Source organism: Microbacterium capsulatum (assembly GCF_030865425.1).
In the GTDB taxonomy this organism is placed as follows: domain Bacteria; phylum Actinomycetota; class Actinomycetes; order Actinomycetales; family Microbacteriaceae; genus Microbacterium; species Microbacterium capsulatum.
On the sequence record NZ_JAVFCB010000017.1, the window covers coordinates 1 to 22,135 of the forward strand.

At 69.4% G+C, this 22,135-nt stretch carries 19 protein-coding genes; 11 read left to right on the top strand and 8 right to left on the bottom strand.

Features of this window, described 5'->3' with window-relative positions; all coding sequences use genetic code 11:
* Positions 1-50 precede the first annotated feature (50 nt).
* A complete protein-coding gene (locus RBR11_RS18205) occupies positions 51-1,217 on the bottom strand; it encodes an IS481 family transposase (protein WP_308487778.1) in 1,167 nt (388 codons plus the stop codon).
* A gap of 550 nt (positions 1,218-1,767) precedes the next feature.
* Here RBR11_RS18205 and RBR11_RS18210 point away from each other — a divergent pair.
* Genes RBR11_RS18210 through RBR11_RS18220 form a run of 3 tightly spaced genes read left to right on the top strand, consistent with a single transcriptional unit; the run spans position 1,768 to position 4,655 of the window.
* Positions 1,768-2,817, top strand: coding sequence for a LolA family protein (locus RBR11_RS18210; protein WP_308490805.1), 1,050 nt, complete (start codon positions 1,768-1,770; stop codon positions 2,815-2,817).
* A gap of 7 nt (positions 2,818-2,824) precedes the next feature.
* Positions 2,825-3,817: an ABC transporter ATP-binding protein gene (locus tag RBR11_RS18215; protein ID WP_308490806.1), complete on the top strand. Its 993-nt coding sequence runs from the start codon at positions 2,825-2,827 to the stop codon at positions 3,815-3,817.
* 4 nt (positions 3,818-3,821) lie between these two features.
* Complete coding sequence (locus RBR11_RS18220; protein WP_308490807.1) at positions 3,822-4,655, top strand: ABC transporter permease; 834 nt, start codon at positions 3,822-3,824, stop codon at positions 4,653-4,655.
* A gap of 108 nt (positions 4,656-4,763) precedes the next feature.
* On the opposite strand, the gene RBR11_RS18225 is transcribed toward RBR11_RS18220, so the two are convergent.
* The 3 genes from RBR11_RS18225 to RBR11_RS18235 form a co-directional block, all read right to left on the bottom strand.
* Positions 4,764-5,420: an SAM-dependent methyltransferase gene (locus tag RBR11_RS18225; RefSeq protein WP_308490808.1), complete on the bottom strand. Its 657-nt coding sequence runs from the start codon at positions 5,418-5,420 to the stop codon at positions 4,764-4,766.
* A gap of 37 nt (positions 5,421-5,457) precedes the next feature.
* The gene (locus tag RBR11_RS18230; protein WP_308490809.1) at positions 5,458-6,117 is read right to left on the bottom strand and encodes a hypothetical protein; all 660 of its coding nucleotides are present in this window, start codon (positions 6,115-6,117) and stop codon (positions 5,458-5,460) included.
* A gap of 315 nt (positions 6,118-6,432) precedes the next feature.
* Positions 6,433-6,636 carry a hypothetical protein gene (locus tag RBR11_RS18235; RefSeq protein ID WP_308490810.1) on the bottom strand — a complete coding sequence of 68 codons (204 nt, stop codon included), beginning with the start codon at positions 6,634-6,636 and terminating at the stop codon, positions 6,433-6,435.
* A gap of 240 nt (positions 6,637-6,876) precedes the next feature.
* On the opposite strand from RBR11_RS18235, the gene RBR11_RS18240 reads away from it, so the two are divergent.
* From RBR11_RS18240 to RBR11_RS18250, 3 genes are all read left to right on the top strand, one after another.
* Positions 6,877-9,699: an immune inhibitor A domain-containing protein gene (locus RBR11_RS18240; protein ID WP_308490811.1), complete on the top strand. Its 2,823-nt coding sequence runs from the start codon at positions 6,877-6,879 to the stop codon at positions 9,697-9,699.
* Positions 9,700-9,869: 170 nt separating this feature from the next.
* The gene (locus RBR11_RS18245) at positions 9,870-10,997 is read left to right on the top strand and encodes a ScyD/ScyE family protein (protein ID WP_308490812.1); all 1,128 of its coding nucleotides are present in this window, start codon (positions 9,870-9,872) and stop codon (positions 10,995-10,997) included.
* A gap of 165 nt (positions 10,998-11,162) precedes the next feature.
* Entirely contained in the window at positions 11,163-13,094 is a 1,932-nt protein-coding gene (locus RBR11_RS18250) for a potassium transporter Kup (protein ID WP_308490813.1), read from the top strand.
* A gap of 71 nt (positions 13,095-13,165) precedes the next feature.
* Here the strand turns inward: RBR11_RS18250 and RBR11_RS18255 are convergent, their stop codons facing one another.
* Positions 13,166-14,452, bottom strand: coding sequence for an HNH endonuclease signature motif containing protein (locus RBR11_RS18255; protein ID WP_308490814.1), 1,287 nt, complete (start codon positions 14,450-14,452; stop codon positions 13,166-13,168).
* A gap of 112 nt (positions 14,453-14,564) precedes the next feature.
* Here RBR11_RS18255 and RBR11_RS18260 point away from each other — a divergent pair, with 112 nt between their 5' ends.
* The 4 genes from RBR11_RS18260 (at position 14,565) to RBR11_RS18275 (ending at position 18,651) form a co-directional block, all read left to right on the top strand.
* A complete protein-coding gene (locus RBR11_RS18260; RefSeq protein WP_308490815.1) occupies positions 14,565-15,194 on the top strand; it encodes a LysE family translocator in 630 nt (209 codons plus the stop codon).
* Positions 15,195-15,557: 363 nt separating this feature from the next.
* Positions 15,558-17,024: an APC family permease gene (locus RBR11_RS18265; RefSeq protein WP_308490816.1), complete on the top strand. Its 1,467-nt coding sequence runs from the start codon at positions 15,558-15,560 to the stop codon at positions 17,022-17,024.
* A gap of 176 nt (positions 17,025-17,200) precedes the next feature.
* Positions 17,201-17,860, top strand: a complete 660-nt coding sequence (locus RBR11_RS18270; protein ID WP_308490817.1) for a SatD family protein — start codon at positions 17,201-17,203, stop codon at positions 17,858-17,860.
* Complete coding sequence (locus RBR11_RS18275) at positions 17,857-18,651, top strand: hypothetical protein (protein ID WP_308490818.1); 795 nt, start codon at positions 17,857-17,859, stop codon at positions 18,649-18,651. Before RBR11_RS18270 ends, RBR11_RS18275 begins: the two co-directional genes overlap by 4 nt.
* A 118-nt stretch (positions 18,652-18,769) precedes the next feature.
* Here the strand turns inward: RBR11_RS18275 and RBR11_RS18280 are convergent, their stop codons facing one another.
* The 3 genes from RBR11_RS18280 to RBR11_RS18290 form a co-directional block, all read right to left on the bottom strand.
* The gene (locus tag RBR11_RS18280) at positions 18,770-19,351 is read right to left on the bottom strand and encodes a copper resistance CopC family protein (protein WP_308490819.1); all 582 of its coding nucleotides are present in this window, start codon (positions 19,349-19,351) and stop codon (positions 18,770-18,772) included.
* Positions 19,348-20,064: a YcnI family copper-binding membrane protein gene (locus RBR11_RS18285; RefSeq protein ID WP_308490820.1), complete on the bottom strand. Its 717-nt coding sequence runs from the start codon at positions 20,062-20,064 to the stop codon at positions 19,348-19,350. Before RBR11_RS18285 ends, RBR11_RS18280 begins: the two co-directional genes overlap by 4 nt.
* A gap of 73 nt (positions 20,065-20,137) precedes the next feature.
* Positions 20,138-20,749: a hypothetical protein gene (locus tag RBR11_RS18290; RefSeq protein ID WP_308490821.1), complete on the bottom strand. Its 612-nt coding sequence runs from the start codon at positions 20,747-20,749 to the stop codon at positions 20,138-20,140.
* Between the two features lie 67 nt (positions 20,750-20,816).
* Between RBR11_RS18290 and tyrS the strand changes: the two genes are divergently transcribed.
* On the top strand, positions 20,817-22,118 hold the full coding sequence (tyrS, locus tag RBR11_RS18295) for a tyrosine--tRNA ligase (protein WP_308490822.1): 1,302 nt from the start codon (positions 20,817-20,819) through the stop codon (positions 22,116-22,118).
* Positions 22,119-22,135: the final 17 nt, after the last annotated feature.

Consider the following 22,135-nt stretch of genomic DNA (forward strand, 5'->3'; position numbering starts at 1 on the left):
TTGTGATGTCTCAGGACATCGTGAACGGATGAACCCCCGGTTTCGGGGGTTCATCCGTTTTTGCGTTGGTAGCTGCGGGTGGGGTCGAGGGTGAAGTCGGCGAGGATTTCGCCGGTGGCCGTGGCGATGATCGTGGCGTTGTCGTTGTGGACGAGGCAGATGATCTCGACGCGGGTGTGTGCTCTGCCGATGCCGAGGTGCAAGAGGCGGCCGGTGTGGCGGAGGGTGATCTTCCCGTCGTTGTCGATGGTGTCGTAGCGGACGCGCCAGATGCCGGGGTCCTCGGGCGCGGTCGGGGTCGCTTTCGGGATCAGCTGGTAGGCGAACGCGGGGGTGTGACGGCCGATGGCGCGGTGTGGGCGGGCGTGGTTGTAGTGGTCGCGGAACGCGTCGAGGGTGGCCTGCAGCTCGAGCAGGGACCGAGCTGGTCGGGTGGCGAGGTGCTTCTTCAGCGTCTGCCAGAACCTTTCGATCTTGCCTTGCGTGGTGGGTTTGAACGGCTTCCCGTTCTTCTGGGTGATGCCCAGGGTGGCGAGCAGGGTCTCGAATCCGTTCCCGCCGCCGTCGCCGCGGCCTCGGCCGCCGCGGGCGAGGCGGGTGGTGTAGACCATGCCGTTGTCGGTCAGTGTGGCGGCCGGGTAGCCGTGTTCGGTCGCGGTGGTGGTGAACGTGTCGGTCACGGTGCGGCCGGTGACGCGGCGGTGCGCGGTCAGGTGCAGCAGGTAGCGGGAGTGGTCATCGAGCCAGCCGATGACCTCGACCTCTTGCCCGGTGGTGAGGGTCACGTGGGTGAAGTCGGATTGCCAGAGCTCGTTGGGGCGGTCCGCGGTGAACCGGCGCCAGGACGAGCGGGGCCGCTTCTGCGGCTGCGGGCTGACCCGGCCGGCCGCGGTGAGGATCCGCCAGACCGTTGCCCGGGAGACGGTGACCCGTTCCCGGGCGAGCAGTTCCGCGATCGTGTCCGCGCCGTTGTCCAGTCCAGCGGCGGCGAGCTGATCGCGCAGGGCGAGGATCCGCTCCCGCACGGTGGGGGCGGTGCGGTTCGGGCTGGCGTGCGGGCGCCGCGATCTCGGCTCGAACGCGCCGTCTCCTTCCTCGAGCCACCGGTGGTGCAGCTTATGCACGAGGGTCTTGGAGACCCCGTAACGGCGGGCGACCTCGCCGTAGGACAGCTTCTGGACGGTGACGGCTTTGATCAGCACTTCGTACTTGGCCACCGTTCACGATGTCCTGAGACATCCGCCGCCACACGCGCGGGCCGTTCACGATGTCCCGAGACAGCCGTTCACGATGTCCTGAACCCAGACACCACCGTCACCGCCATGAAAACCCCCGAGAAATCGGGGGTTTTCGCGTACTCGAGCGGTGCGTGGCGCGTCTGCCGCGCACTTCTCAAGCCACTCGTGAGCACGGGGAGTCGATGCTGGGTCCGAAGCACCGGGAACCGGTGCCCCGATTGGATCGGCTGATGAGCGCGGGGCACGCGGAGCGCTTTCTGATGGCGGAGGCCGAGGCGTCGTCGCAGTCCTTCTCGATCGCGTCTACGGCGCCATCATCGCCGTAGCTCCCGGGTATTGACGGCTGCGTTTCGTCGGCTCTTCGACCCACTCGAGGGCCGGCTCCTGCAGATCGGTCTCGACGCGAGGGCCGTCGCGCGACACCGTTGAGTCGGGCGAGCCGTGACACAGAGAACGCCCAGCCCGCCAGCGGTGATCCAGACTTAGACTCGCGGCAAGGGCAGCACCGCTGCCCGGGAGGTGCATCCGGATGCCGCTGCGCAAAGGCTGGATTCCCGCGATCGTCGCGCCGATCGTCGTCGTCGCAGGCGTGGTCGCCGTACCGGCGATCGCCGATGCGGGGTCGCCGCCGCCCACGAAGACCCCGGCTCAGGTGCTGACGCTCATCGCGGGCAGCCACGAAGCTCACTACTCCGGCACGGTCGAGCAGACCTCCGATCTCGGACTCCCTCAGCTGCCGACATCCATGTCGTCCCCGCGGTCGTCGAGCGGTTTCGACGCGTCGAGCGTCCTCGAGCTCGTGACCGGCTCGCACAAGGCGCAGGTGTACGTCGACGGCGCATCGAAGCAGCGGGTCCAGCTGCTCGACCCTCTCAGCGAACGCGATCTCATCCGCAACGGCACCTCGGTGTGGACCTACGATGCCTCTGCGCACACGGCGACGCACGTGACCGCATCCGGTCATGAGAAGAGCGGGATGCCGCAGACCACCACCCCCGCGACGCTCGCCGACCGGTTCATCTCCTCGATCACGCCCAGCACCGCTGTCACCGCCACGACCGGCACATATCTCGGTCACGGCGTGTACGACGTGAAGCTGGCGCCGCGCACCTCGGCGACGCTCGTCGGCGACGCCGTCATCACGGTCGATGCGAAGAGCGGCGTGCCGCTCGCCGTCCGGGTCGATGCACGGGGTCAAACGGCGCCCGCCATCAGCGTCGCGTTCCGCACGATCGACTTCTCGCAGCCGGGCGCTGATGTCTTCACGTTCACGCCGCCGAAGGGAACCACCGTCAAGGACCTCGCACTGCCGATCGCGGCCCCGCGCAGCATGCGGCCCGAGACGACCGGCGCGCCGAAGCCGACCGTGATCGGCTCGGGCTGGACGACGATCGTCAAGACGGATGCCGGGACCTCTGCATTCAGCGGGAAGAACGCGGCACTGTTCGAGGAACTCACGCAGAAGGTGGACGGCGGGCGGATGCTGCAGACCTCGCTGTTCACGGTCTACCTCCGTGACGACGGCACCGTGTACGCGGGCGCCGTCCCCGGATCCGCTCTGCTCGCCGCTGCGAAGTGAGCCCTCGGTGACGGCGGCCGCGACCGGCATCGCTCCTGCCCCGACCGCGACGGCGGTCGCCGACCCGGCGATCGTCACGCGCGGCCTGACGAAGCGCTTCCGCCGCTCCGGCGGGCGGGCTGCGGTCGACGGCCTGGATCTGGAGGTGCCGCGCGGCGCGGTGTTCGGGTTCCTCGGGCCGAACGGGTCGGGCAAGACGACGACGATCCGGATGATGCTGGGTCTCGCGTCGCCCACGGCCGGCGACATCCGGCTCCTCGGCGGTGACATGCCGCGCGCTGGAGCGACCGTGCTGCCCAGGGTCGGCGCACTCGTCGAGGGTCCGGCATTCGCGCCGTTCCTGTCCGGAGTCGCCAATCTCGCGCGCTTCGACGCGGCCGACCCGACCTCGTCACGGTCGACGCGCGCCGCCAGGGTCCATCGTGCGCTCGACCGAGTGGGGCTGGGGGCTGCCGCGGGTAAGAAGGCCGGCGCGTACTCGCTCGGCATGAAGCAGCGCCTGGGGCTGGCCGCGGCCCTTCTCGGCCCACGCGAGCTGCTCGTGCTCGACGAGCCGACCAACGGACTCGACCCGCAGGGGACCCGCGAGGTGCGCTCCCTCATCCGCTCGCTTGCGGACGACGGCACGACGGTGTTCCTGTCCAGCCATCTCCTGACGGAGGTCGAGCAGGTGTGCACGCATGTCGCCGTGATGCGCTCGGGCCGGCTCGTCACCAGCGGCACCCTTGACGCCCTGCGCGCGGCAGGCGCACCGCGCGTGCACGTGCGGACCCCGGATGCGGAGGCCGCCGCATCCACTCTTCGCCGACTCGGGGTGGATCCAGAGCGCACGAGCGCGGACGAGCTGGATGCCGTGCTCCCGGTCGATCTGGAGGTCGAGGCTGTCACCGCCGCCCTCGTCGGCGACGGGGTGCGCGTGCGCGGGATCGCGGTGACGGGTGCGAGCCTCGAGGAGCGGTTCGTCGAGCTGACCGGCGAGGGCTTCGATGTCGACGCGTGAGGTCATGACGGCGGGCCCCCGCCGGCGGCCGTTCGCGCTGCTCGGATCAGAGCTGCTGACGGTGTTCCGGCGCTGGCGCACGATCGTCATGCTCGTGGCGCTCGCTCTCGTCCCGGTCCTCATCGCCGTCGCGGTCAAGCTCACGGCCGCGGGCTCGCGCGGTCACGGGCCCGCGTTCCTCGGGAGCATCACCGACAACGGCCTATTCGTCGTCTTCACCGCGCTGACCGTCTCGATCCCCCTGTTTCTGCCCCTCACCGTGTCCGTCGTGGCCGGCGACACGATCGCGGGCGAGGCGAACTTCGGCACGCTGCGCTACCTGCTGATCGCGCCCGTCGGGCGCGTGCGACTCCTCGCGGTGAAGTTCACCTCGAGCGGCGTGTTCACGATCGCCGCGGTGCTCGCAATCGTGATCGGCGGTGTCGCTGCGGGCGCCGCGCTGTTCCCCATCGGACCCGTGACGCTGCTCTCCGGCGACACGGTCAGCCTCGCGGACGCGTTCGGCCGCGTGCTGCTGCTCGCCGGCTACGCGGCCATCTCGCTGCTCGGACTCTGCGCGATCGGACTGTTCATCTCGACGCTCACCTCGATGCCCGTCGGCGCGATGGCCGCGACCGTCGTCATCGCCGGGGTGTCGCAGGTGCTCGACCAGCTGCCCCAGTTCGACGCGATCCATCCGTACTTGCCGACCCACCTGTGGCTGAGCTTCGCCGATCTGCTGCGCAGCCCCATCCTGTTCGACTCGTACGCCCAGAACGCGTGGCTGCAGGCCGCCTACGTCGTGATCTTCGGTGCGCTCGCGATCGGCCGTTTCACCACGAAGGACATCCTGAGCTGACGGGTCGACGGCTCACAGGGCTGAGGCCTGCCCGCTGCAGCCTGGCCCTCGCGGCCCAAACCGAACTGTCGCCTGTTCCTTCAGCAGGCCCCTCCTCTGACGTGGACGCTAAGCCCTGACAGCACCCACGACGTTCCACGTTCCCGCGGTGCGGCGGTGCACTGGATCGAGGCCCTGTCCGCGGAGTACGTCGACCATGGCCTCCGGCGGGTGCGCGAACATCCGATACGGGTTCCCGGTGAGTCGTGAGAATGTGTTGATCGTCCCGATCACGACGCGTACTCCGAGGTCACGCGGAGGGTGGCTGAACACGACGGCTCGCCGTGCGCGTCCTGCGGCAGCGGTGAGCAGTCGCTCGTAGTCGGGGTAGCAGCAGACGACCCTGTGCAGCACGACGATGTCGGCGGGCGGGACCGCCGTGGGCGTGCGTGCGAGGTCGACGCCGAGGGTCCTGGTGACGCGATCGCGGAGGCCCGCGTCGTCGAGCAGGCGTCCCGCGTCGGGTTCGTAGGCGGGGGAGAGCTCTACGTTGCTGGTGTGCGCGGCACCGAGTTTCAGGGCTTCGAGTTGGATGTCGCCGATCCCGCCGCCGACCTCGAGGATCGTGGCACCGTCGAGACCGATGGACGAGGCGACCTCGAGGACGAGCTTCGCACTCGGCGTCAGGCCATTCCGGCGGTAGTTCTTCACGAGGCGTCGAGCGAAGCGCGCGTTGAACTCGCGATCGTATCCGTTCGGCACTCGCGGCACGCAGCACTCGTCCATGGCCCCAGTATCCCGTTGCGATCCCCGTGTGGTGTGCTCAGGGCGTATGCGCGACCCACTCGAACTGGCTCGTGCCGACCGTGGTCTCGCCGGCAGGCAGGCAGCTCAACTCGAAGACAGCGAAGTTGCCGTCGCACTGGACGGCGCTCATGATCACGGACTTCTGGACGGTGTGCACGCCCACGCTCAGCGGCCGCATGACGCCCAATGTCATTCCCTGGGCCCAGTCGTACTGGCTGTAGTCGCCGATCGACGGGTCGTACCCGGCGATGTCTCCGATCCAGAGCTTCGGGCTGTTGGGGAACTCGACGGAGAACTCTCGCGGCGTGCCGGCATCGACGACGTAGCGAATGCCCACGAACTTCTTGATGAAGTCCTCACGGGGGGTCGGCGCCGCCGGGACGTAGCCTGGGGGTACCTGGAGCCAGGACTTCGCGAAGTAGAAGCCGAAGATGCCCACCCACGGCGAACCTGCGGGGATCGACCCGCACGAGTAGTAGTTGCTGGCGATCGTCGCCTGTTCACCGAACAGGGCATTGATGTCCGTCCCGGCGGGCACGTCCACGCCGGCCGGCGCAACGCAGTGCGGCACGCGCGGCGACGCGGCCGACGCGGCGGGAGCTTGGATGCCGATGGCGCCGATCACGGTGACGAGGGAGACGAGGGCGATGAGTCCTCGCCGGTGAGGTGCGTGCATGGCGGTCATCCCTTCCGCAGATGACGGCTGGGTGACGGATCGGCTGCGACGGTTTGCCGAGTCGATGTGGGTCGAACGGCACTGCGCGGGAGACGTCCCCAGTGCGCGTCCCTCGAAGTCGCACCCGCTCCCCAGCGGGTGCTCGATGGCGGGAAAATACACCCGTTGGGGACTGGTGACAAGAGGTCGACGTGCCGCAGCTCTGTCTCGACGGGCAATGAGACCCCTGCATCAGGCGAGATCAGCCGCGCTCGTGCGAACCGGGTCCGGTTCCGGTCCTAGGGGTTCGGATCCGGCTCATGTCCCGGTCGCGGATCAGTGCTGATGCCGGCGGCGCCGCGCCACCCCGACCACGACCAGCACCGCTCCGACGACGAGCACGATCGGTCCGATCGTGGCCCACAGGGGCGATCCGCTCATGACCGATCCACCCAGCACGTCGAGGCCCTGCAGGGTCCAGATCAGGCCGACGGCGATCAGGACCACGCCGATGACGAGGAACGTCCAGAATGCCTTCATGGCCCGACCCTACGCGCGCTCGGACGGTGCCGTCATCGCTCTGGGTCGATCCATACCGATTTCGCAAACACACCTGCGCATTCAGCAGATCCTGTTCCCTTACATAGGGTTTTCACGGTAAAGGTGGTAGCGGTGCGCCTGACCGGTGCACGACATCGGCGCCGCCGAGAGACCTTCCCGGCGGCGCCTGGACGAACCGGAGAACCAATGAGTGAACAGACTGCTCGCACACGAAGGCGTGTGACGGCGACGGCCTCGGCATTCGTGCTCGCGGCCGCTGGAGTGGCGACGTTCGGCGCGGCGCCTGCGAGTGCCGCGCCCACGAGCGCCACCCCGTCGAATGCAGCATCGGCGATCGCCGCGCAGGCGGACGCGGGATCGTCGTCGGCGTCGAGGTCCGGCAGCGATGACCACTACATCAACTACGTGGCGCCGCGGGTGGAGGGCCTGTACGACGCGTCCGACGACGAAGCGGTCGCCGACGCGAAGGGCAACGCCAAGGGCCCGGTCGGCGGCAAGGCGCTCGAGCGCGCCAAGGAGAACGACCGCAAGCACTCGCAGGGCAACCCGAAGGCGGCGCGGCAGCTCGCCAAGACGGAGGCGAAGGCCGTCAAGACCGGCAAGAGCCCGAAGAACCTGAAGCAGTCCAAGGGAACGCAGCAGGCCAAGCTGCTCACGATCCTCGTCGAGTTCGACGGCACGGACGACTTCAGCAACCTCTGGGTGCCGACCGAGTTCGGTGCGACGGAGTGCAAGCCGGGCGGCGTCCAGGGCCCGACGCTGCACAACGGGATCCCCAACCCGGCGGACGCCTCGCACAAGGACAACAACTCGATGTGGGTGCCCGACTTCTCCAGCGAGCACTACAACAAGATGCTCTTCTCCGAGAAGGGGATCACGGATCGGGTCCGCACCGACCTCACCGGTCCGGACGGCAAGCCCGGCTTCGACATCTCCGGCTACACGATGAAGAACATGTACGAGGAGATGTCCCGCGGCGCCTACACCCTCACCGGGTCCGCGACCGCGTGGGTCAAGGTCCCGCACTCCGAGGCGTACTACGGCGCCACGGTGTGCCACCTCAACCCGGAGACCGGCGTCTACGAGGCCGGCGCGATGCAGGACATGCAGGGCCACCCCGACAACCCCCTCGGACCGGGCCAGCTGCCGATCGACGCGGTCGCCGCGCTCGCGCAGCAGAACCCGGACTTCCCGTGGGCCGACTACGACATCGAGGATCAGGGCGACGTCGACGGCGACGGCAACCTGCTCGAGCCGGACGGCATCATCGACCACGTCGTGCTCGTGCACGCCGGTGAGGACAAGTCCGGCGGCGGCGGTGCGCAGGGCACCTACGCCATCTGGGCGCACTCGTCCGACGTCGCAGGCGGTGCGCCGATCCCCGGCACGGACCGCAGGATCCAGAACTACATCGTGCAGCCCGAGGACTCCGGCGTCGGCGTCTTCGCGCACGAGTACGGTCACGATCTCGGCCTGCCCGACCTGTACGACACGTCGAACGCGGGCAACTCCGACATCGACTTCTGGGACCTGATGAGCTCCGGCTCGCACTCCGGCCCGATCTTCCAGTCGATGCCGACGCACATGGGCATCTGGGACAAGTGGGTGCTCGGCTGGGCGGATCCGAAGGTCGTGAACCCCGGCGACGCCGCCCAGACCGTCAAGGTCGGGCAGACGTCGCGTCCCGCGAAGGGCACCGAGGACGGCATCAAGATCAACCTGCCGGACAAGGTGGTGACCCTCGCCCAGCCGCACAGCGGTACCGAGATGTGGTGGAGCGGATCCGACCAGGCCTGGGCCGACGCGCGGCTGACCCGGTCGATCGACGACGTGCCCGCCGGCGCAGCCTTCTCGATGTGGAACAACTACGTCATCGAGCAGGACTGGGACATGGGCTTCGTCGAGGTGTCCACCGACGGCGGCTCGACCTGGACCGAGCAGAAGGTCTACGACGAGTCCGGCGCACTGGTCTCGACGAACGACGGCTACGCCGACCCGAACGGGCGGATGAAGGACTACGGCGGCAAGAAGTACGGCCTGACCGGATCCTCGAACGGCTGGCGTCACGACCACGTCGACCTGTCGTCGTACGCGGGCCAGAACATCCAGCTCCGTCTGCGTCAGGCGACCGACGCCGCCTTCCAGGAGCGCGGCTGGTTCGCCGACGACTTCGCGCTGACCGCCGCGGGCACCACCGTCTGGAGCGACGACGTCGAGTCGGGCGACAACGGCTGGACCGCGGTCGACTCGACCTTCACCGACACGACCGGCCCCGGCTGGACCCGTGACAGCGGCACGCAGGTCAAGGCGCAGTACTACCTGGTCGAGTGGCGCAGCCTCGACGGCTTCGACAACGGCCTGAGGTACGGCTACAACAGCGTCTACAACACCGACGCGTGGAAGGTCGAGAAGGTCGCGTACAACGCGCCCGGCGCCCTCATCTGGTACCGCGACACCACCTACGGCAGCTCGAACCAGGTCACCACGAACCTGACGAGCCTGCCGAGCTACGGCGCGAAGGGCGGCCTCCTGCTGGTGGACAGCCACTTCGACCCGCTGCGGCGCACGGGCGACGCGGCGGCGTTCGATCCGTCCGTGCTGAAGAACCTGCCGAGCCGTGCACAGTCGTCGAACGCCGCGTTCGGCGTGCAGCAGACGTACCCGTTCACCGAGTGCATCGCCGATGCCGCATATAAGGAGTACTGCACCAGGATCGATGCCCTCGCCCCGGTGAGCACCTTCACCGACGACAAGGGCTGGGTCGCCGGCCTCGAGCTGCGGGGCGGCAGCCTGTACAACCGCCTGCGCGACGGCTCCGCGGTCGTGCCCTCGGTCGGCAACGCGCCGTACACCACGCGCGTCGTCAACCCCGACGGCTCCCCGGCGACGGCCGCGTACGGCCTGAACCTCGGGTTCACGGTGCTCGGCACCGGCAACCCCGCCGACTCCGGCGTGGGCTACGGCACCGTGATCAGCGTGAAGAAGTCGATGCAGGACAACACGGCCGCCCTCATCGAGGTCACCGCGCCCCGCAAGGGCTGACTCGACCGGCTGCGCAGAACCCGGAGCGCCGGCCCTCTGACAGACGTCAGAGGGCCGGCGTTCCGAACCGCCCTTCCTTCCACCGTTCGATGGTGCTAGCGTTCGCGCCAGACGTGACCAACTAACTGGGGCTAGAAAAGGGAGTCATGTCAATGGAAGCATCAACGAAGATGACCGTACGCGCTGTCTTCTGCGCGCTCATCGCGACCGCTTCCGCCTTCGGCGGAGCGACATTCGCCGCGGCGGCACCGCCGCCGGGCGACGTCCATGTCGTCGTCTCGGGACTGGACAATCCGAGGGGACTCGCCTTCGGTCCCGGCGGGCAGCTGTACATCGCGGAAGCCGGGCACGGTGGACCGATGGCGCTCGGATCCGGTCCCGAAGGGCCGCTGTACGGTGGGCTCACCGGACGCCTCGGAGTCTGGGCGAACGGCACTCTTTCGCATCCGGTCACCGGTCTCTTCTCCGCCGCGAGCGGATCCGGCATCGGGGCCGAGGGCTTCGTGTCGGTCTCGTCGCAGGGGCAAGCCCTGACGGGGCAGTTCGCGGAGAATACGTCGATCACGGAGGGCGCCCCGAACGGGATCCCCATCGTCGACGCCGCGCGTGCGGAGCTGGGGCGGACAGTGATGATCAACGCCTCCGCGGGCACGTGGTCGTCGTTCGCCGCGACCGGTGACGCGGACTTCGCCTGGACGGCTGCCCACCAGAGTCTGAATCCGGACCAGTTCCCGGACGCCAACCCGAACACCGTGATCACCGTCGGCAGCACGCGCTACGTCGCCGATGCCGGCGCGAACCTGCTCGCTCGTGTCGATAAGAGCGGGGCGGTGTCGACGGTGGCGTACTTCGATGTGCCGCCGGGATCTCCCACCGACGCGGTCGCGACCTGCGTCGCGAACGCGCCGGACGGTTCGCTGTACGTCACCGAACTGCTCGGCGGGACGTTCGCTCCTGGGGGCGCGCGGGTCTGGCAGGTGTGGCCGAACGGCTCCGCCGCCGTCAAGTGGACGGGCTTCAGCACGATCCAGGGCTGCGGGTTCGACGGAAGCGGCAACTTCTACGTCACCGAATTTCAGACGAGCGGGCTGAACCCGAGCCCGACCGGCAACCCTGCCGGTGACGTCGTCCGGATCAGTCCGACCGGCGTGCGCACGGTGTTCGGCGCGGGAAGCCTGTTCTTCCCGTCCGGCTTCGCATTCCGCGGGGGAGCGGTGTACGTGTCGAACTGGTCGATCATGCCGGCCGACGGACCGCACGGTCTCAGCGGACAGGTGGTGCGCATCGACGTCGGTTGACGCGACTCACGACCGCCGTCGCCCGGCTTGGTCGACGGCGGTCGTCTGTCTGGTGCGGCCGTTCCCGGGGGAACAGGACGAGCACGGCGGCAGGCGGTCGGATCCGCCGCGTGAGGATTCCGTGAGGGTCACGAAATCTGGCGGAGTGCGCTCTAGGCTTCGGGTGTGAACAGCCTCGCGGCAGTCGTGTCGACCACCACCGGGCGCAGCCCTCTCCGGCTCGCGTTGATCGTCGGCGCGCTCGGCGTCGTGTTCGGCGACATCGGCACCAGCCCGATCTACACATTGCAGACCGTATTCGACCCGAGCGATCCGCATCCGGTTCCGCTGAACACCGAGAACCTCTACGGCGTGGTCTCGCTGATCGTGTGGTCGATCATCCTCATCGTGACGATCACCTACGTCTCGCTGGCGATGCGGATGGACAACGACGGGGAAGGCGGCATCATGGCGCTGCTCACCCTGCTGCGGCGATGGGCGCCGAAGGGGAAGAAGCGCACCGTCACGTTCCTGTCCGGCCTGGCGGTGCTGGGCGCCGCACTGTTCCTGGGTGACAGCATGATCACCCCGGCGATCTCGGTGCTGTCGGCCGTCGAGGGCCTGAAGGTGATCAACCCCGATCTCGGCGAGGTCGTGGTCCCGGCGACCGCGGCCATCCTGCTGATCCTGTTCCTGCTGCAGAAGTTCGGCAGCGCCGTGGTGGGACGGCTGTTCGGGCCCGTCATGGCGATCTGGTTCGTGATCGTCGCGCTGCTCGGGATCGGCGGCATCCTGCACAAGCCCGAGATCCTGCTGGCGCTGCTGCCCACCTACGCGATCGGCTTCATGGTGGGGCACTTCCAGATCGCGTTCTTCGCGCTCGCCGCGGTCGTGCTGTCGGTGACCGGAGCCGAGGCTCTGTACGCCGACATGGGCCACTTCGGCCGGAAGCCGATCACCATCGCCTGGCTGTTCCTCGTGTTCCCCGCCTGCGCCCTCAGCTACCTCGGCCAGGGGGCGCTGGTCCTGGAGGACAAGGGCAACATCACCGCCCCGTTCTTCCTGCTCGCGCCGACCTGGGGGCGGATCGCGTTCGTCATCCTTGCGACCGCCGCCACCGTGATCGCCTCGCAGTCCGTGATCTCCGGGGCCTTCTCGGTCGCGTCGCAGGCGTCCGGACTCGGCTACCTGCCGCGGCTGCGGGTGCTGCACACGTCGACGTCGACGCACGGGCAGATCTACGTGCCGTGGATCAACTGGCTGCTGGCCGTCTCGGTGGTCACGCTGGTGTTCGCGTTCCGCAGCTCCGCCGCGCTGGCCTTCGCGTACGGCATGGCCGTCACCGGTGCGATCACGACGACGACCATCCTCTTCTTCTATCTCGCCCGGCGGCGTTGGAAGACGCCGCCCTGGGTGCTCTGGGTCGGTGGCACGCTGCTGATCACCGTCGACCTGCTGTTCGTCGCGGTGAACCTCACCAAGTTCGTGCACGGCGCCTGGCTGCCGCTCGTGATCGGGCTCGTCGCGTTCACGGTCATGACGACGTGGGAGCGCGGTCGCGAGCTGATCACCGCCCGCCGCACCACGGCGGAGGGATCCCTGGCGGAGTTCGTGCAGAAGCTGCGCACGCACCCCTCGCTCGTCGACCGGGTCCCCGGTACGGCCATCTTCCTCAACCCGGGCGCCACGACCACTCCGCTCGCGCTGCGCGCCAACGTCGAGCACAACCATGTGCGCCATTCCCGGGTCATCATCCTGTCGGTCATCATCGACACCGTTCCGCGGATCAAGAAGGGCAAGCGCTTCACGATCGACGACCTCGGCGACCCGAACGACGGGATCCTGCAGATCTCCGCCCGATTCGGGTACGCGGAGAAGCCGGATCTGCCGAAGGCGCTGCGCACCCTGCCGCCGGAGAAGACGCAGGGCTTCCTCGACCTCGACAAGGCCAGCTACTTCCTGTCCAAGATCGAACTGCGCGAGGGGAACGTGAAGGGCATGGCCCGCTGGCGCAAGCGGCTGTTCCTCGCCGCATCCCACATCACCACCGACGCGAGCGACCACTTCGGCCTCCCGCGCGACCGCGTGATCGTGATGGGGTCGCAGATCGAGCTGTGACGCGGCCCGGGCCTGCCTGCCGCGCGCCGTCCCGTGGGGCGCCGAAGGAGGCGCTGGCGATCTGACAGGCGTCAGGCCGCGGCCCGCCCGGAACCCGGCCTACTGTCCACGAACATCACCCGCGGCGGTGGCGTGTCGGTGTATTCGACGCCGGCCGGGCTGATCCAGGTGATGACGCCGCCCGGCCCCTGGCGCGCCGTCCACCGCCACCGTGGATCGAGGTCGGGGTGCTTGATCGCGTGATGCCGCTCGCAGAAGCAGGCGAGGTTGCCGATCTCCGTCGGGCCGCCCCGGGCGTGGTCGTGGTTGTGGTCGATCTGACATCGCCGGGCAGGCTGCCGACAGCCGGGGAAGCGGCAGGTCCGATCCCTCGCGCGGAGGAACCGCCTCATCGACTCCGTCGGCTGGTAGCTGCTGGTTCTGGTGACCATGCCCCGCTCGTCGAGGAAGAGCCTTTCCCACGAGGATGCCGATGCGGCGAACAGCCGGGCGGTCGCAGGGTCCAGGGGTCCGTGCCCGTCGAGCTCGGCCATCCGCTCGTCGAAGCCGAGGAGGGCCGAGGCCGAGATCGTCACCTGCACGATCGGGCGGATCGCGGCGACGACGTCCGCATCGCCGTCGACGCGGCCCGTCAGCAGCCGCAGCATGATGCGGTCGAAGCGGACCTGATCCAGCCTCCGCTCGTCACTCGCGCCGCTCTCGTCCGGTCCGGCCTGCTTCGCCGCGGTCAGGATCGCCCGGCCCTCCTGCGTTGCCAGGTCGAACGCGGCGTGCACGAGCACAGAAGGCCCCGTCAGATGCAGGGCCGACATCCCCGCGCCCTCGTCCGTGACGGACACGGTCCGCTCGTCCTGCGCACGACGGTGCCGCTCCGCTACCGGCGCCGGCGCGACCGCCGCGACGACGCACTCCGCGAAGGCCTTGGTCCGCGCCCGGGTCTCGGCGGCGGCGTACGGCACCACCTGGGCCTCGAAGGCTGCGATCGCGGAGACGTCCGCCACGGGGATGTCGCGGGCGGCCGCCACGATGACGTCCACATGCGAACTCGAGATCTCGCCGACCTCGAACGCCGCCCGTGCCGCGGGCAGTCGATCGTGCAGGGTGTGCGCGTTCGCCAGGGCTTTCGCCGCCGCGAACTGCGTCACCCGCAGGCCGGCAGACACCTCGCAGATCATCGATCGCTCGGCCTGATCGAAGCCCGTCTCGCCAGGGCGCACGACCCCCAGCAGCAGCTCGACGCGCTCCGCCAGCCGGGCTGCCTTCCTCGCCTCGAGCCGGGCGATCTCCCGATCGAGCGCGGCGCACTCCTCCATGATCTCCGCCCCGCGGCGGAGGTAACGATCAAGAGGAATGCTCATGTTCCGACTCTAGAACCGATCACCGACATTCGAGAGTGAAGAAGAGGCTGAGCGTCGTTTTTATCTCCGAACCTCTGGTGATCTCACGGCGCTCCTCCGATAGATTTCCGTGATGACACTCGGACAGGCCGTCCTCTCCTTCGCGCTGGTGGTCGGGCTCCTCACGATCCTTCCCGGCCTCGACACCGCCCTCGTGATCCGCGGGACCGTCACCCGATCGCGCCGATACGGCTTCGCCGCGCTGCTGGGCATCCAGGTCGGCACACTCATCTGGGGCGCGGCGGCCGCAAGCGGCGCCGCCGCCCTGCTCGCCGCGAGCGAAGCCGCATACACGGTGCTCTGCTATGCCGGAGCGGCGTATCTGGCGGGGATGGGCATCGCGATGATCGTCAAGACCTTCCGGCGGGGCCAGGACCCCGAGGTCGTCGCCGTGCAGAGGGCGAACGGTCGCAGCGGTTTCCTTCTCGGGCTGGTCACCAACCTCACGAACCCCAAGGTCGGCGTCTTCTACATGGCGACCATCCCGCAGTTCGTGCCGGCGGGGCAGTCGCCGTTGTTCGTCGGGATGCTGCTCGCCGGCGTGCACTGTCTGCTCGGTCTGGTCTGGCTCGGACTGATCATCCTCGGTGCGAACCGGCTCGCGCCGAGGCTCCGCTCCGCGCGGGTCATCCGCTGGATCGACCGCGGCACCGGCGGCGTGCTCGTGCTCTTCGGAGCCCGCCTGGCGTTCGAGGTCCGATAGTCCGGGATCCTCCTGCGGCGGTCAGGCCCGCGGGAACGCCGCCGTCAGTCGCTTGTCGCCCGTCCCTGGCTCGACCGTCATGGCCCGACCGTACACCCACGCCGAAATCGCCCCCGGACCCGCTCTGACCCCCGTGGCCGAATCGGCGTACGCGCAACGCTTCTGATTGCCAAAGTCACATTCGGCAACGGATACAATGGCATACCATTTAAAATCCGCGTGATTCCGCGGTTTTCGGCCCGCGAGATCTCAGCCCGTCCATAGGCTTCGGAGAATTTCGGAACCAGCTCTAGGCGGAGGCGGATCCGCGGTGCTAGCGTCCCTCTGTCATCCCCCACACCCGACGATGAGACAGGGGAATTCATGGCCCAGGAAACACGCGAGACGGACACGTCTCTGCAGAGGGCGATCGAGTATCAGGAGCACGCGCTGCAGGCCGGCGGCGTGTCCAAGGCCGGCTCCACGCTGATGGCGGTCGCGGGCAGTGCGCCCGCCTACTCGATCGCGGCCAGCACCGCACTGCTGATCGGCGCCGCGGGCGTCGGAGCTCCCGCCGCACTGCTGTGGTGCGGCATCCCGATGCTCGGCATCGCGTTCGCGTTCAGCTACCTCGCCCGGGTGGACACCCACGCCGGCGCGTCCTTCTCGTGGGTCGCGCGCGGCCTGCACCCGATCCTCGGCTTCCTCGCCGGGTGGGCGGTGGTGATCTCCGCGACGATCTTCATGGTGGCGGGTGCGATCCCGGCGGGAGCGATGACCGTCGCGCTGTTCGCGCCCGACCAGGCGAACAACACCCTGCTCGTGACCCTCGTCGGAGCAGCGTGGTTCCTGGTGATGGCGGCCGCGGTGATCTTCGGCGTGCACACCACCGAACGTGCGCAGTGGATCATGTCGACCATCGAGGTGGGCATCCTCGTGGTGTTCGCCGTGATCGCGATCCCTCGTGCGATCACCACCTCCCATCGCGGCGAGACCTTCTCGTGGGACTGGTTCGGCTTCGGCCACCTGACCGGAGGCGGTGTCTTCGTGGCGGCGGCCCTGATCGCGGCCTTCTACTACTGGGGCTGGGACGTCACGGCCAACCTCGGCGAAGAGACCAAGAACGCGCACAAGACGACGGGTCTTGCCGGCATCGTCGGCATCGTCATCGTCTTCATCCTCTTCGAGGTCTACACGACGCTGACCCTGACGATGGTTCCGGGCAAGACGCTGCAGGAGAACGCGGCGAACGCGCTCGGCGTCCTCGGCGACGCGATCATGCCGGGCATCGGAGGCAAGATCATGATCGTCGCGGTCGCGCTGTCGACCATCGCGACGCTCGAGACCACGCTCGTGCAGGTCAGCAGGACGCTCTTCGCCATGGGGCGCGACCGCACCATCCCGTTCGCGTTCGGCCGCATCAACCGCCGTTGGAAGACGCCGGTGTTCGCGACTCTGACCGTCGTCGCTGTCTCGCTGGTGCTCTTCGTCCTGGCGAACCTCGGCGGCGACACGGTGGCGACGATCCTCGGCTGGGCGATCTCGTCGATCGGCCTGCAGATCGCGTTCTACTACTCGCTGGCCGGCTTCGCCGTGGTCATCGGGTTCCGCAAGGTGCTGTTCAAGTCCGTGAAGAACTTCCTGCTGATCGGCCTGTGGCCTTTCGTGGGGGCGGTCTTCATGCTGTCCATCTTCTTCGCGGCCATCCCGAACAACGAGCCCGTGGTGAACGGCCTGGGCCTGGGCCTGATCGTGATCGGCATCATCCCGCTGGCGATCTTCTACCCGAAGGCGAAGGCCGCGTATTACGCCCGTCGTCCGCTGGAGGTGCCGGAGGACTTCTCGGCGTAGCCGGCGACGCAGGTGGAGAGGGAGGATGGGCGCTGCCCGTCCTCCCTCTCCGTGCACGGGAGCGGCTGCGGTTATCGCGGTGTCGTTCTGCGGCAGGATCCGTCTTCCGACTGATGAATCCACAAACATAAGCTATTACCTTATATCTAAGGCTTCATAAGCGATATACTTATCGCATGGATGTGGCCGTGATCGCCGACATCGTCGGATCGCGCCGTCTCCCGGACCGTTCGGAGGCGCAGCGCACCTTCGAACGCGTCGTCGCGCAGGCGGAGTTCGACCTGCCCCTCGCCGTGGAGCCGCTGCAGGCCACGGCCGGCGACGAGCTGCAGGGCCGTTACGCCACCCTCGACGCCGCGCTCGCCTCGCTGCTGCTCGTGCAGCTCGCCCTGCCCGCCGGCCATGAGCTGCGCTTCGGGATCGGCGTCGGCGCGATCCGTGCGATCGACGGAGGCGGGTCCGGCGCCGCGCCGCGCCTGCAGGACGGCCCGGCCTGGTGGGCCGCCCGCGCCGCGATCGACACCGTGCACGCCCGTCAGCAGCGCGCCGTGCCGACCTCGCGGATCTGGATTGTCGGCGCCCCGGAGGAGGATGCCCGCATGCACACGACGATCGACGTCGCCAACGCGTACGCGCTCGCGCGCGACGAGCTCGTGATGCGGATGAGCCCGCGCGAACGCCGGCTCGTCTACGGTCGCAGCCTCGGCCGCACGCAGGCCGAGCTCGCCGGCGACGAGGGGATCAGCCAGTCCGCCGTCTCGCAGGCGCTCGCCAGCGCCGGAGCGGCGTCCGTCGTCCTCGGCTTCGAGGCGCTGCAAGGGAGGGCCCGCTCATGATCCTCGCCGGTTTCGTCCTGCTCTCGATCGGTCTCGCCGACATCCTGCGCCGGTTCCTGCGCGGTGCGGCGTTCTGGATCGGCGTCGCGATCGCCGCGCTGCTGCTGCTCGTCGTCGGAGTGCTCGGCGCCGCGTGCACGTACGCGGCCATCGGGATCGTCCTCGCCGTGCTGTGGGCGTGGCTGTTCCCGCTCGACGGACAGCCCCGGCTGTCGTTCTGGCCGGCGGTGCTGCTGGCCGTGCTGGTCGCGGCGTCGGTGGCGATCATGCCCGCCCGCGCGAGCACGGGCCTGTTCGACGGACGGTGGCTGGCGACCCCGGTCGGGCCGGTCGGCTTCGACCTGCTCGTGCTCGGCGTGGGCGTGTTCGCCGCCCTGCTGGAGACCGGCAACGTCATCGTGCGCGCCGCGCTGACCGAGGAGGAGGCATCGCTCCCGGCCGACGTCGTGCCCGCCGAGATCGCGATGGTGCAGCCGCCGGTGATCCTCGGGCCCGGGACGCCGACCGCGCCGACGCCGTCCTCGCACGTCCCGGTGGCGGATCCCGGTTTCCGCGGCGGACGGCTGATCGGCCCGCTCGAACGGGTGCTCGTGCTGCTGCTCACCCTCGTCGCGGCGTACGCACTGCTGGCGGCGATGCTCGCCGCCAAGGGCATCGTGCGCTTCCCGGAGATCTCCCGGGATGGGGCGAGCGGGGCCCGCGCCGAGTACTTCCTCGTCGGCAGCCTGGTGAGCTGGGTCGTCGCGCTGGGCGGCGCGATGCTGCTCTGGTGGGCGACGAGGGCCGCTTAGACGCGCGACTCGGGTCGTTGAGCGAGCGAAGCGAGACGAAACGCGGTGACCGACGAACTCGTCCGATCACCGCGTTTCGTCTCGGTCGCCTACGGCGTCCTCGCGCAACGATCTCGACTCAGGCCTGAGGGCTGCGCCCTCGGGCGAGCGCCCACGCGCCGACGCCCACCGCGACGAGCACGACCGCGCCGATCCCGAGCCCGAACCACAGCGTGCTGTCGTCGACCTCCATCGGCTCGGTGCGGGTGGCCGGCGTCGCATCCGCCCTCGGCCCGCACTTCGGGGTCGCGGATCCGGCTGCCGCGGGCGACGCGGAGCCGTCGGGTGCGTAGGCGAACGTGTAGTTGCCCGAGATCGGATGCCCGTCCGACGACACCACGCGCCACAGCACCTCGTACGTCCCCGCCGCGCCCAGCGCGACCGGCGAGGACACCGCGGGCCCGTTCAGGTCCGGGCAGCCGGTCTCGAAGTACTTCTTGTCCGGCCCGATCACCTGGATGATGTCGGTGCCGGCCGCGTTGAGGGGATCCCCGCTGAACGTGAGCGTCACGGCGTCGAGGTGCGTCACGGTCGCGTTCGCGGATGGATCCGACTGCTCGAGGGTGTCGTGCGCGCTGGCCGTCGAGGCTCCCGCCACCGCGAGCGCGAGGCCCGCGGCGACGGATGCGGCGAGCGCGACGAGACGGTTCCGGATCCTCATGCGCCCCTCCTCCGCCGCCCCAGCGCGAACGCGCCGAGAAGCGCGCCGCCGGCGGCGATCACGAGCGCGGCGATGCTGAGCCCGAGCGCGAGTCCGCCCCGCCCGTCGGAGGGCGCGGACGGTCCCGAGGCCGCGGGAGCAGCCGTCGCCCCGCCGTGGTGGTCGGCGGGCGGCGCGTCGTTCACCCAGAGCACCGGGGCGGGCTCGAGAGTGTCGTCCTTCGCGACCTGTTCCGGTGTGGCCGACCACTCCACGACCTTGCCGTCGGAGTACGTCTGCGTGGCAGCCATGACGATGTGCCCGGTGTCGGGGACCGGGCCCAGCGACAGGGTGAAGGCCTGGAACTGGCCCGGCGCGACGCCGCCCGCATCCGCGGTGAAGGTGACCGTCGTGACGGCGTCGCTGACGGTGTTGTCCTCGACCTTCACGGGCTTGGGCAGAGGGGTCTTCGCGGTGGCGCCGGTCCAGCCCGCGGTGGGCTGGTAGCTGACGCTCGTGAAGGGGGTGTCGGTCGGCAGGTGGATCTCGAGCTTGACGGTGCTGGCCGTGGCCGACTCGTTCGGCACCCGGAAGGTGACGTACGTCCAGGATCCGGCCTCCGCCTGGTTCGGGGTCGCGGTGACGTGGGCGGATGCCGCCAGCGGAGCGACGAGGGCGAGTGCGGCGCCGGCGGCGAGGCCGATGAGCGCGCGCTGAAGGGTGGTCTTTCGCATGGATGCGGTTCTTTCTGAGGTCGTCGGTGCACCGGCCCCGCGAGAGGCGGGGCGGAGCGGGAGAGGGGGGTCGTCACGCCGCGGGCGGCGGACCCCTCCTCAGCACCGAGACCACGGCGAACAGCAGCCGGGGCTCGGCGACCTCGGCGTGCGGCGCGGACGGCGTCCGGAACGGGGCGCTCGCCCGCCACGCGATCAGGCGGGCGGCCTCGTCCCAGCCGGTCAGGACGATGAGGGCGCGCACGGCCTGCTCGCCCCGGCCCAGGGCGAGCACGGTGAGCACCGCCGCGATCGCGTGCGCGATCCACATCCCGATACCGGAATGGTCGGGGTGCAGCGCGCCGGCCGGAAGCGCGGTCGCGCCGAGCGCCTTGACCATCTCGGCGCCGTGCAGGTGGCCGCCGGGTACGGAGGCGAGGGATCCGGATCCGGCCCCCACGCCGACGAGCATCAGGCCGTGGAACGCGAACTGGCTCAGCGCGACGGCGATCGAGAGCCGCGTCCAGGAGAGCCGGCGCCCGGCGAGGGCGACGCACACCGGCGCCGCGAACACGAGCGCGAGGACGACGCCCAGCAGAGGGGCCGGAGCGCCGTCCGCGAGGGCGTGCGAGACGGAGGCGACGAACGTCGCGACCAGGGCGGCGATGAGGCCCCGGAACGTGCGACCCGCGCGTGTTCCCGACACGGATCCAGCCTATCCGCCGTCGTTCCGGTGCGGAAAGGCGGCCGATCCGCGCTGATACCCTGATCCGGTGTCGAATCCAGATCTGACGACTGCGCAGCCGGCGATCGACCCCGCGTTCGAGAACGTGTGGGACGAGCTGGTCTGGCGCGGGCTCGTCCACGTGTCCACGGACCAGGAGGCGCTGCGCGCCCTTCTCGCGGGGCCCGCGATCACGTATTACTGCGGCTTCGACCCGACCGCGCCCAGCCTGCACCTCGGCAACCTCGTGCAGCTGCTCACCATGCGCCGCCTGCAGCTGGCCGGCCACAAGCCGCTCGGCCTCGTCGGCGGATCCACCGGCCTCGTCGGCGACCCCCGCCCGACGGCGGAGCGCACGCTGAACACGCGCGAGACCGTCGAGGAGTGGGTCGGCAAGCTGCGCGCCCAGGTCGAGCGCTTCCTCAGCTTCGACGGCGACAACGCCGCCCGGATCGTGAACAACCTCGACTGGACGGCGCCGCTGAGCGCGATCGACTTCCTCCGCGAGATCGGCAAGCACTACCGGGTCGGAACGATGCTGAAGAAGGACGCGGTCGCCGCGCGCCTGAACTCCGACGCCGGCATCAGCTACACCGAGTTCAGCTACCAGATCCTGCAGGGCCTGGACTACCTCGAACTGCACCGTCAGTACGACTGCGTGCTGCAGACCGGCGGAAGCGACCAGTGGGGCAACCTCACCAGCGGCACGGACCTCATCCACCGCGTCGAGGGCGCCTCGGTGCACGCGATCGGCACGCCGCTGATCACCAACAGCGACGGCACCAAGTTCGGCAAGAGCGAGGGAAACGCGATCTGGCTCGACGCCGACATGTGCAGCCCGTACCGGATGTACCAGTTCTGGCTCAGCACCGCCGACGCCGACGTGATCGACCGGCTCAAGGTCTTCACGTTCCTCCCGCGCGCCGAGATCGAGGAGTACGCCGCGCTCGTCGAGGCGGAGCCGTTCCGCCGCGCCGCGCAGAAGCGCCTCGCGCTCGAGGTCGTCGCAACCGTGCACGGGATCGAGGCGACCGCCGCGGTGATCGCCGCGTCCGAGGCGCTGTTCGGGCAGGGCGATCTGTCCGCGCTCGACGCGGGCACACTGCGCTCGGCGCTCGAGGAGCTCCCGAACGCGCAGGCATCCGCCGGATCCTCCGTCATCGACGCGCTCGTCGCCACCGGTCTCGTCTCGAGCGCCTCCGAGGCGCGGCGGGCGATCGCCCAGGGCGGCGTGTCCGTCGACGGCGCGAAGGTGGAGAGCGACGACGCGATTGTCCCGCTCGGCCTCCCGGGCGGTGTCTCGGTGCTCCGCCGCGGCAAGAAGACCCTCGCCGGTCTCCTGCCCGCCTGACAGCGCCGGAACCCGTT